Origin of the sequence: Arthrobacter sp. Bi26 (assembly GCF_918697925.1) — a bacterium.
GTDB lineage: Bacteria > Actinomycetota > Actinomycetes > Actinomycetales > Micrococcaceae > Arthrobacter.
The window spans coordinates 1-11,019 of sequence record NZ_CAKKMF010000120.1 but is presented as its reverse complement, the minus strand read 5'-3'; the positions used below and the strand labels follow the sequence as shown (position 1 = coordinate 11,019).

Here is an 11,019-nt window from a genome sequence, read left to right as displayed (position 1 = left end):
CGCCCGCACCACGTCGTCCCGAAGTGCATCGTCCAGCCGGCCAGCACTGCGGGTCGGCGTCGTACAGCACCGCTGGCATCCTGACGCCGCGGCCCTGCACGCGGAACTGGACGACGGCATCGGGCGGGCCGCCCGGTTGGGAGCCGCCGTCGTCTTCCTGCCCGAGCTCACACTGTCCCGGTACCCCGCGGATACGCTTCCCGAAAACGACACCACCCGGGCCGGGGCCCCGCGCCCGCGGCCCTCGGACATCGCCGAGGACCTGTTCACCGGCCCCACGTTCCGGTTCGCGGCGGACGCGGCCCGCCGGCACGGAATCTGCGTCCACGCTTCGCTGTACCAGAAGGCGGAGAACCCGGACGGTTCCGACGACGGCCTGGGCCTGAACACTGCCATCCTGGTCTCCCCCGAAGGCGAACTGCTGGCACGCACGCACAAGCTGCACATCCCCGTCACAGCCGGCTACTACGAGGACAAATTCTTCCGCCAGGGCCCGGACGGCGACGATGCTTACGAGGTCCATTCCCCCGCCGAGCTCGGCGGCGCACGGTTGGGCATGCCCACCTGCTGGGACGAATGGTTCCCGGAGTTGGCGCGGATTTACTCCCTCGGCGGGGCAGAACTCCTGGTCTACCCCACCGCCATCGGCTCCGAGCCGGACCACCCGGAGTTCGACACCCAGCCGTTGTGGCAACAGGTCATTGTGGGCAACGGCATTGCCAACGGGCTGTTCATGGTGGTCCCCAACCGCTGCGGCAGCGAAGGCACCCTGAACTTCTACGGCTCCTCCTTCATCTCCGATCCCTACGGCCGGATCCTCGCCCAGGCACCACGGGACGAATCCGCGGTGATTGTGGCGGACCTCGACCTCGACCAGCGCCGTGACTGGCTCACGCTCTTTCCCTTCCTGGCCACGCGCCGCCCGGACACCTACGCGCGGCTGACCGAACCGGTACGCGCCGATGCCCCGCTCGGCCTCGACGCCTATGAGCCCACTGCGTATGAGGCCACTGGGCAGAAGGTCACTGCGCAGAAGGTCACGGCATGAGCGCCTGGCGGATGCCGTCCGAAACGGCACCCCAGGACCGTGTCTGGATGGCGTTCCCCACCGGCGGCTACACCCTGGGCGAAACAGAGGCAGAAGCCCACGCCGCCCGCTCCGTCTGGGCCGCCGTCGCGAACGCCGTTGTGGAATTCGAACCGGTCACCATGCTGGTGGCGCCGGCGGATGTGGAGACCGCCGCCCGCTACCTCCACCCGGACATCGAGGTGGTCACCGCCGCCTTAAACGACGCCTGGATGCGGGACATCGGCCCCACGTTCGTCCTGGACGACGGCGGCCGGCTCGGCGCCGTGGACTGGGTGTTCAACGGCTGGGGCGGCCAGGACTGGGCGGCCTGGGACAAGGACTCGCTCGTGGCAGCTGCCGTCGTGGCACGCTCGGGGGCCAGCCACCTCGTCTCGCCCCTGGTGAACGAGGGCGGCGGCATCCACGTCGACGGCGAAGGAACGGTCCTCGTCACCGAGACGGTGCAACTGGATCCGGGCCGGAACCCGGGGCTCAGCAAGGCCGACGTCGAGGCCGAACTGGCCCGGACCCTGGGCACCAGCCACGTGATCTGGCTTCCCCGCGGGCTGACCCGGGATTCGGAACGGTTCGGCACGCGCGGTCACGTCGATATCGTCGCGGCCATCCCGTCTCCGGGCACGTTGCTGGTCCACTCCCAGCAGAACCCGGCACACCCCGACTTCGAGGTCAGCCGCGAAATCATCAGCCACCTCGCCACCACCCGCGACGCGGCCGGCCGCGAATGGAACATCATCGAGGTCCCCGCCCCGGAAACCCTGACCGACGAGGACGGCTTCGTCGACTACAGCTACATCAACCATCTGGTGGTCAATGGCGGCGTCATCGCCTGCACGTTCGGCGACCCGATGGACGAAAAAGCCTTGCGCATCCTCGGCGACGCCTACGCCGGCCGCAAAGTGGTGGGCATCGACGCCCGCCAGCTCTTCGCCCGCGGCGGCGGCATCCACTGCATCACCCAACAGCAACCGTCCGCCTCCCACAAGACAGGTCAGCCATGAGTCAGACAATCGGCCGCGAAGACGGCACCACCACCGCCCACGGCGCAGTCGATCCCGCCGGCTCGAAGCACGGCATCACGGGCAAGGGGCTCAAGGGCGGACAGCTTGGCCTGCTCGCCGTCGTGGTCCTGGGCATCTCCTCCGTGGCGCCCGCCTACAGCCTGACCAGTTCGCTGGGACCGGCCGTCGGCGCCGTGGGCGTGCAGCTGCCGGCGATCTTCATCGTCGCGTTCATCCCCATGATCCTGGTGGCGTTCGCCTACCGCGAGCTCAACGCCGACTCCCCGGACAGCGGCACCACCTTCACGTGGGCCACGAAGGCTTTCGGCCCGTTTGTCGGCTGGATGGGCGGCTGGGGCCTGCTGGCCGCCAACATCATCGTCCTGTCCAACCTGGCCGGCGTCGCGGTGGACTTCTTCTATCTCTTCCTGGCCCAGGTGTTCAACAACCCCGAACTCGCGGACCTGACCTCGAACACGGCCGTGAACATTGTGACGTGCCTGGTGTTCGTGGCACTCGCCGTCTGGGTCAGCTACCGCGGCCTCCACGCCACCAAGCTCGTGCAGTACAGCATGGTCGGCTTCCAGGTGCTGGTCCTGGCCGTCTTCATCATCATGGCGCTTAGCCACGCAGCCTCGGGTGACTCGGGCACCGCGATCGCGTTCAGCTGGGACTGGTTCAACCCGGCGAAAATCGAGAGCTTCGAGCAGTTCACCGCCGGCATGTCACTGGCTGTCTTTGTCTACTGGGGCTGGGACGTCTGCCTCACTGTGAACGAGGAAACCAAGGGAGGCAGGGGCACCGCCGGGCGGGCAGGAACGACGACGGCGGTGGCCGTCCTGGCCCTCTACCTCGCCGTGATCGTGGCCACCATGATGGTGGCCGGCACCGGCGCCGACGGCATTGGTTTGAACAACCCGGACAACCAAGCGAATGTCTTTGCCGCACTGGCCTCCCCCGTCATGGGCCCGCTGGCCATCCTGATGTCCCTGGCCGTGCTCTCCGGCACCGCGTCCTCCCTCCAGTCCACCATGGCCTCCCCCGCCCGGAGCCTGCTGGCGATGGGGCACTACGGGGCACTGCCGCCGCGCTTCGCGTCCGTCAGCAAGCGCTTCGGATCCCCCGGCTACGCCACGGTGGTTGCGGGCCTGCTGTCCGGCGGCTTCTACGCCGTCATGAAGGTGGTCAGCGAAAACGTCCTCAACGACACCATCATGGCCCTTGGCCTGATGATCTGCTTCTACTACGCCCTGACGGCGTTCGCCTGCACGTGGTACTTCCGGCACAGCCTGTTCTCCAGCGTCCGTAACTTCTTCATGCGGCTGCTGTTCCCGGTCCTGGGCGGCCTGGTCCTCACCGTGGTCTTCTTCCAGACCGCCGTGGACAGCTGGGCGCCGGAGTTCGGCAGCGGCTCCGAGGTCTTCGGCGTGGGCCTGGTGTTCATCCTGGGCATCGGCATCCTCGCCCTCGGCGTCGTGGTGATGCTGGTGACCGCGAAGCTGCATCCGGGCTTCTTCCGAGGCGAGACCATCCGGAAGGACACCCCCGCCCTGGTGGTTCCCGAGTAGCCGCCAGCGCCAACGGACGGCGCACGGCTTTGCCCCCTGCCGCGGGGCAAAGCCGTGCGTTTGCTGTCGGTGGCGCCTTGCACTTATTGATTGGGACTAAAGGCAAACTTCTTGCTGGGCGGCGCTCACGGGCCGACTTTCAACAGTTCCGGCTCTGGCTCTGCCTCCGCCGCCAAAGTGCCGCTATTGCGTCGACGCAGGCGCTTCTCGACCACGAAACCCGCCAGGCCAAGGATCACGAAAACCACAATCACTGCGTAGTTTTGGTACCAGGGCGCTTCTGGCTGCCGCGGCCATGCGATATTGACGATCTCAAAGCCCAACCACAGCAGCGCGGCCACGTTCACTACTGTTCCAAAAACTCCCAGGCTGAAGGGTCCGGCCTTCCACGCTCCTTTCAGCCGAACCACCAGGGCGGCCAGCACTGGAAAGATGAACGCCACGTAGAAGCCGGCCGTCGCGAACGCAATGAGGGCGCCGTACACCTGTGATGCCGACAGGGCAAGAATAATCATTGAAGCGACCGCAGAGACTATGAGTGCGTTGTTGGGCAGCCGGTCGGTCTTGCTGAGGCGCCTCAGACCCTTGGCCGCAGGCAGGGCGTCCAGCCGGGCGAATGCGAAAATTGATCGTGAGACAGCTGCCTGCAGCGCCACTGTCCCTGCGATAAATCCCAGGACGATGGTCACCAGGAGCGGTTTGGTGATTCCCTCGCCAAGATTGGCAGTGAGGGTTGTGGTAATCGGGTCTGGGTCTGCCCCCGACATGGCGGCACCAATATCCGGGATTGCGAGGAGCAGGGCCAGGCACGAAAACGTGATGACAGATGCCACCGTGACCAGGGACGTCAGTACAGCCCGCGGCACTCTGCGTTCGGGTGACCGGACTTCCTCGGCTATGGCGCCCGCACTCTCAAATCCCACAAACGACCATCCGATAATTGCCACGGCGGCCATGAAAGGCCCAAAGACATACGCGGTGGTGTCGGGCGCGGATCCGAAGGAGTCCAGAATCGTGCTGAGGGAATTTCGGCGATGGAAGATGATCAGTACCAACCCGACCCCCAGGCTGGCGATGACCTCGCACACGATGCTCACAGTCACCAGCAGACTCAGCCATTTCCTGCCGGCGGAGTTGGCAATCGTACTGACCAACAAGATAACGGCGCCCAGCATGATTTTCGTTGTGGTGTCAGGCTGTTCGATGCCGAACAGTGAGGCCAGAAATGTGCCTCCACCGAAGGCTACAGCGGCAACTGTGATGATGAGGGTCCAGATGTAGGCCCATCCTGCGTACCAGCTGTAGGTGTGCCCGAGGAGGGACCTGGACCAAAGGCAGACCCCGCCGGCAACAGGCCAACGCGAAGCGAGCTCGGCAAGTACAGCCGCCACCAGGGCCTGGCCCAAGAGGACAACCAACAGACCCCACCAGAAGGCCGGCCCTGCGGCCATCAGAGCCAACCCAAATACTCCGTACAAGCCGATGATTGGCGACATGAAGGCAAACGCCAAGGAGAAGGAGGACCAGAACCCCATCTCCCGTTTGAGTTGGAGGGATTCAGGATTAGGGGTCTGCGGTGGACCAGGTGCATCCGACAACAGCTGGGACGGGGAGTTCATTGCTATGAGCCTTCTTTCGCTGGGACGGTCTTGGGGGTGAAGCTTCACAACGAGTTGCGGGCGTGGCTGAAGCGCGGCCAAGGGCTTCGCCCTTGGCCTGTTGTGTTTTGGGGTCACCAATGTTCGCCGTGCCGCCGGGCTCAGCAGTCCGCGGCTCAGTAGTCCGGCGTTCAGCAGTCCGGCGTTCAGCAGTCCGGCGTTCAGTAGTCCGGGTACAGCTCCGCGGACGCTGTGACAGGGTTGAGGGGCTCGGCGATCAATGCAGGGTCACCGAGGGCCGCGTCTGCGAGCGCTTCGCATGTCGAGAAGCGGACGTCGCCTCGTTCCAGCGCCGTTTCGATCACGGTCCGCAGGGCCTCCAGCCGTCCTGCCCGTCCCGTGAGGAACGGGTGGCACGTGAGCATGAAGAGCGCGCCATGACGTCGCATTGCGTCGATCTCGTGAATCCACATATCAGCGACCACCAGTGGCGACTGGATGATTTCGCCGATCTTGGGTTCCGGAAGGAAGGCATACTGCTCCCAGTCGTCCAGGCTCCAATGTGGGGGGAGCTCCGCAACTGTCCCCGCCGGGGTTTCAATGAGATACGGGACGTCCGCATCCATCAGGCTGGAATCGTATGTCAGCCCGTACTCAGCCACCAGCGACGGCGTCTGCCACGAGGGCTGCCACAGTGCGGCGCGATGCCCTTTTGGCGAAATGCCGAAGCGCCCGAGTGCGGCAAGCGCCAGATCGAAGTCGGCGCGTTCGTCGTCGAAACTCATGTTCACCGCGGTGCGGTGAGTGTGCGAGTGGTGCGCGATCTCGTGTCCCGATTCCAGGACTTGTTCAACCATGTGGGGATATCGTTCCGCGGTGACTCCTGGAATGAAGAACGTCGCCGGCTGCTGTACATCCTTCAACATTTGGAGAATCCGAGGAACGCCCACCTTGGGTCCGAACGCCTGGTGAGTCATCGCCATCGCATTGTCGGCGTAGCGGCGGCCGGCGGCCAGGATGGGGGACTCGGCGTCGACGTCGAACGTCAACGCCGCAACGCATGCCGCCCCCTGCCTCCAGGCGCTCTTATCGACGTCAGAAGTCATGGCCCGAGAGCCAGTCTGCGTAATCGCCGAGGGCCCGCTGCAGGGGCCAGGCCGATTCGTAGCCTAGATCCCTGGCCGCGGAAGCGATGCTGAAATGGCCCTGCAAGTCCAGGGTTGGATCCGTCCCTGGCCCGATCTCCACGGTGGCGTCCGGGAATGCGATTCGAACTTCTTTGACTACGTCGCTGAGGGTCCAGTACTCGCTGCCGGAGATGTTGTACGCCAGAGGCCTGGCCGAGGCCGTTTCCGGTGCCTGGACTGCCGCAAGTACGGCAAGAGCGACGTCGCGGACGTAGACCAGGTTGTACCGGTGGTCGGCCCCGTGGTCCTGTGAGAACGAACCGTCGCGGACCACGCCGCGCATAATGTCCCGCATGACCTCATCCATTCGGTTGCCGGGTCCGTAGACCTGGCCGATGCGCAGGGAGATGACGTCGATTCCATACCTGTCGCCGTAGACCTGTCCGAGCCATTCCCCGGTGACCTTCGTCACGGCGTACGGCGTCGTCGGATTTACGGGCTCCGATTCGAGAACCACAGGTGCTGAGGTCTTTCCGTACACGCACTCGGACGAGAAGAAGATGATCCGTTTGACGCCGTGGAGTCGAGCCGCCTCGAAAACCGCTACCGTTCCCTCGACGTTGGCAGCAAAGGTTGCCAGGGGAAAGCTCAAGGAATAGGTCGGGTGGGAGATGGCTGCGGTGTGGACGATGGTATCCACGTCGTGTTCCTTGAATACCTCGAGGAGGCGGGGGATATCGAACAGCTCGCCCTGAACGGACACGACGTCGGGGCGTGGCGCCTCGAGGAAGTCCCGGTTGTAGCTGACCGTCTGATGGCCGGCGTCGGCAAGTTCGTTGACTATGTGGCGTCCCGTGAATCCGGCACCACCTGTGACCAGGACAGAGCTCATGTGATTTTGCCTTTCAGTACGAGAGTTAGGTGTGGGATTCAATGTCCGAGCGGGAACGTCGTGGTTCGACCACCGTCGACAACAAGGTTTGTTCCCGTGACATATGAGGATTCAGGGCCCAACAGCCACAGCGCCGCCGCAGCAATCTCCTCGGCCAAGGCGAATCGGCCAAGCGGTACGGACGCTTCGTCCCTGGCGCGTTCTTCTTCGTTCGCGAACTCGGCCGCAAGCATCGGAGTATCTGTCGTCCCCGGCGACAGGGCGTTGACCCGGACGCCGGCAGGTGCGAGTTCGGCGGCCAGTGACCGCATCATCGACAGGACACCGCCCTTGGTCGCGGTGTATGCGGTGTAGCCAGCCTGGCCGACGAGTGATAGCTCGCTGGCGGTGCAGACGAGCGATCCACCGCCGTTGGCTGAGAGCGTTCGCGCCGCTGCCCTGGCGAAGTGGAATGTGCCGGTCAAGTTCACCCGGACCAGTCTCTGCCACAGCTCGTCGGACGTTTCGGCGATGGGCGCAACACTGGAGATTCCTGCGGAGTTGAACGCTCCGCTCAGTGGTCCGAGTTCAGCTTCCGCCTGGGCGAAGGCGCTATCGACCTGTTGGGACTCAGAGACGTCGGCCTCAAGGAAGATCACAGCGCCCGAGAGTTGGCGTTTTGCGTCTTCAAGCAGACGGTCCGGGAGCCCAACCGCCGCAACCTTTGCCCCCTGCGCCAGAAGCGCCCGAGTGGTCGCGAGACCGATGCCGGAGCTGGCTCCGGTGACAAGGTAGGCCTTGTCCTGAAAATGGCTCATGTCTTCTCTTCCCCATTGGTTGTGGCAGGGCGGGCGCAGCCTAGAAGGCTGATTTAGCCAACGAGCGCACGGGTGTGGTCGTTAAGGAACATGCCGCGGGGGTCGAACTCCCGGCGTATCTTGATGAAGGTGTCCAACTCCGGGTAGAGACGCTCCAGGCGGCTCCGCGTCATGAAATGGATCTTGCCCCAGTGTGCCCGTGGCTCGAATTCCTGCAGCACCGCATCCGCATCCCGGAAGAAGGGCCAGTAGTCGGTCCCCGGTTCGGTGGTCAGGGTGATGACGGTGGTGTCGCGGCCTTGGAACTGGGACATGTAACCTTCGTCGGCTTTCACCCAGCGGACCTCAACGGGGTACTTCTGGTCGGAATGCTTGGTGCAGATCAGGTCCTGGACAGCCTCGACGGCCTCCAAGCCGTGTTCGCTGGGAACGAAGTACTCGAGTTCATGGAACGGTGTGGTGAATCCGCCCGGGTAGATGCGGTACGACCGGTCCAGCCGGGCACCCTCCGTGCGGGAAATTTCACGCTCGTCCTTGACCTGGGCGATGTTGTACCGCTTGGTGTAGCTGCGGTTCGCCATGCCCTGGCCAGGCGAACCGGGCAGGTCCAGGAGCTCGCATGAATCGTCGTCCGGGCACCAGAGGAAGGAGTAGTGCCGGTTCCCGTCGATGTCGGCCTGCCAGGTTGCCGCGGTCTCCGCCCACGTGGGATAGGTAATCTCCTCCTGCAGGTAATAGCGGTCCTCGACCGCCAGTTCTACCTCGAGGAAAATCCCGAGCGTCCCCAAGGCGACCTGGGCGGCCCTGAGTTCGCGGAGCTGGCCTTCACCGATTTCGACGATTTCGCCGTAGCCGTTGATCAGCCTGACCCAACGCAGGGCTGATGAGAAGCTGCCCAGGTTTTTCCCGGAGCCGTGGGTGCTGGTCGCGAGTGCCCCGGCGATCTGCTGCTTGTCGATGTCGCCCTGGTTGCCTAGTGCCAGCCCCTGCTCCCACAGCGGATCGCCAAAGGCGTTGATGGTGGTGCCGGCCAGGGCCCGCGCACGGCGCCGCATGAGGTCGGTTCCGGTGATGGCCGAGAGTGCGGACATGTCCATCAGGACGCCGCCCGTCTGGACCAGGGGTGAGGACGAATGCCCTGAGCCGACTGCGCGCACGGGCAGGCCTTCGCGGATGGCGAACCGGACGGCGTCGAGCGCTTCCTGTTCGTTCCGCGGCCGGACGGTGAAGGCCGGCGTGGCGCTCTGGTTGCCGCCCCAGTTGGTCCACGTTACATCTGTTCCGAAGGGAGCGGACGGGGTTGCGGCGCGCGCCGACGACGCCGAGTGGGGATGATTCATGGTGGTCATAGCTGAGCTCCGATCCTGGTCTTTACGCTCATGCGCCGTGGTTGATCATGACGTGCTTTGTCCGGGAGTAATCGTCCAGGGCATACAGCGAGAGATCGCGGCCGTAGCCGGATCCCTTGAATCCGCCCCACGGAACCTCGCAGGCCAGCACCAGGTGGGAATTGACCCAGACGGTGCCGAAATCGAGTTTCTTCGGAACGCTGAGCGAGAGGCTCGAATCCCGCGTCCATACCGAGGCGGAAAGGCCGTAGGGGCTCTCGTTGGCCCGAGTAATGGCCTCTTCAGTGGAGCTGAAGGACTCGACGGTGACGACGGGACCGAAGATTTCGTGGGTAGCAATATGCGCCCCTGCCGGTACGTCGCTGATCACCGTGGGTTCAATGAAGTAGCCGGGGCCTTCCAGGGCCGAGCCCCCGATGGCCACCTGAAGACCGGCAGCCTTTGCCTCCGCGAGCGCTTCCTTCACGCGGTCGAAGTGCGGGCGCGAAATCATGGGACCGATTTCGACGTCGTCCCCTGCGCCCGGGGCGCCGACGACGAGCGTGCCGACTTCCCGTACCAAGTGTTCGGTGAACTCCTCAGCCACGGATTCGTGGACGAGCACGCGGCAGGCGGCGCCACAGTCCTGGCCGGCATTCCAGAAGCCGGCGTTTCGCACGCCGGCGGCGGCCGCACGGAGGTCGGCGTCGGGGAAGACCACAACAGGGGCCTTGCCACCGAGTTCCAGATGGACGCGCTTGACGGACCTGCCCGCGGTCTCCGCAACCGCCTGCCCGCTGACGACGCTCCCCGTCAACGCAACAAGGGCGACATCGGGGTGTTCGGCGAGCCGCTGTCCAACGGTTCGGCCCTGTCCCGTCACGATGTTGAGAATTCCATCGGGGATGCGTCCAGCGACCAGTTCGGCCAGCTTTAGCGTCGAGAGCGGAGTCTGCTCCGAGGGCTTCAGGACGATGCTGTTTCCGGCGGCCAGGATGGGCGCGATCTTCCAAGCAGCCATCAGCAGCGGGTAGTTCCACGGGGTGATGACGCCGACGACGCCGACGGGTTCCCTGAGGATGACCGACGTGTGCCCGGTGGCGTAATCGCCACCTGCCATGGACGTCAGCGTACGGGAAGCCCCGGCCATGAATCGGAAGGTGTCGATGGTGCTTGAGACATCGTCCTCCGCGACCGCTCGCGGTTTGCCGGTGTTGGCGGACTCGATGATTTCGAATGCTTCACGGTTGGCTTCAATGATGTTGGCGATCAGGGAGAGCACCTCGGACCGTTCCTTCGGGGTCGTGGCGCCCCAGGACTTCTGGGCCGCCACGGCCGCCTCAACCGCAACGTCCACATCCGAGGCTGTGCCGGCCTGCACCGATGCAATGACCTGCTCTGTGGTGGGATCTACGACGTCGATCAGCCGAGTCGAGGAACCGGGAACAAACGTTCCACCGATGAAGTGCCCCACCGGAGGCAAAACGCTGGCGCAGCTTTGCTCCGCGGAAGAGCGCCGGACTGTGAACTGCTCGAGGTCGGTGAGTGTCATGGTACTTAGCCTTGCTTTCTGCGCCGGTCTCGGCGTCGGGAGTTTGTGTTGGGGGCGGGCGGTATGCCC

The 11,019-nt window shown here is 64.6% G+C and carries 9 protein-coding genes; 3 read left to right on the top strand and 6 right to left on the bottom strand.

The features are described 5' to 3' along the window. The 3 genes from LQV16_RS21355 to LQV16_RS21345 form a co-directional block, all read left to right on the top strand. The coding region (locus tag LQV16_RS21355; protein ID WP_229995863.1) for a nitrilase-related carbon-nitrogen hydrolase at nucleotides 1-1,048 on the top strand (1,048 nt) is incomplete at its 5' end. Next, nucleotides 1,045-2,088, top strand: coding sequence for an agmatine deiminase family protein (locus LQV16_RS21350; RefSeq protein ID WP_229995862.1), 1,044 nt, complete (start codon nucleotides 1,045-1,047; stop codon nucleotides 2,086-2,088). The genes LQV16_RS21355 and LQV16_RS21350, both read left to right, overlap by 4 nt. After that, nucleotides 2,085-3,656, top strand: coding sequence for an APC family permease (locus LQV16_RS21345; RefSeq protein WP_229995861.1), 1,572 nt, complete (start codon nucleotides 2,085-2,087; stop codon nucleotides 3,654-3,656). Before LQV16_RS21350 ends, LQV16_RS21345 begins: the two co-directional genes overlap by 4 nt. Nucleotides 3,657-3,781: 125 nt before the next feature. Here LQV16_RS21345 and LQV16_RS21340 read toward each other — a convergent pair whose 3' ends face one another. The 6 genes from LQV16_RS21340 to LQV16_RS21315 form a co-directional block, all read right to left on the bottom strand. Further along, a complete protein-coding gene (locus tag LQV16_RS21340) occupies nucleotides 3,782-5,356 on the bottom strand; it encodes an amino acid permease (protein WP_229995860.1) in 1,575 nt (524 codons plus the stop codon). A 119-nt stretch (nucleotides 5,357-5,475) separates the two neighbouring features. Continuing rightward, entirely contained in the window at nucleotides 5,476-6,360 is an 885-nt protein-coding gene (locus tag LQV16_RS21335; protein WP_229995859.1) for a polysaccharide deacetylase, read from the bottom strand. Further along, nucleotides 6,350-7,273 carry an NAD(P)-dependent oxidoreductase gene (locus tag LQV16_RS21330; protein WP_229995858.1) on the bottom strand — a complete coding sequence of 308 codons (924 nt, stop codon included), beginning with the start codon at nucleotides 7,271-7,273 and terminating at the stop codon, nucleotides 6,350-6,352. The genes LQV16_RS21335 and LQV16_RS21330 overlap by 11 nt, the downstream gene beginning before the upstream one ends. A gap of 38 nt (nucleotides 7,274-7,311) precedes the next feature. After that, nucleotides 7,312-8,070, bottom strand: a complete 759-nt coding sequence (locus tag LQV16_RS21325) for an SDR family NAD(P)-dependent oxidoreductase (protein ID WP_229995857.1) — start codon at nucleotides 8,068-8,070, stop codon at nucleotides 7,312-7,314. A gap of 53 nt (nucleotides 8,071-8,123) precedes the next feature. Beyond that, on the bottom strand, nucleotides 8,124-9,419 hold the full coding sequence (locus LQV16_RS21320) for a D-arabinono-1,4-lactone oxidase (protein ID WP_229995856.1): 1,296 nt from the start codon (nucleotides 9,417-9,419) through the stop codon (nucleotides 8,124-8,126). A 28-nt stretch (nucleotides 9,420-9,447) separates the two neighbouring features. Continuing rightward, nucleotides 9,448-10,950: an aldehyde dehydrogenase family protein gene (locus tag LQV16_RS21315; protein ID WP_229995855.1), complete on the bottom strand. Its 1,503-nt coding sequence runs from the start codon at nucleotides 10,948-10,950 to the stop codon at nucleotides 9,448-9,450. Between the last annotated feature and the right edge of the window lie 69 nt (nucleotides 10,951-11,019).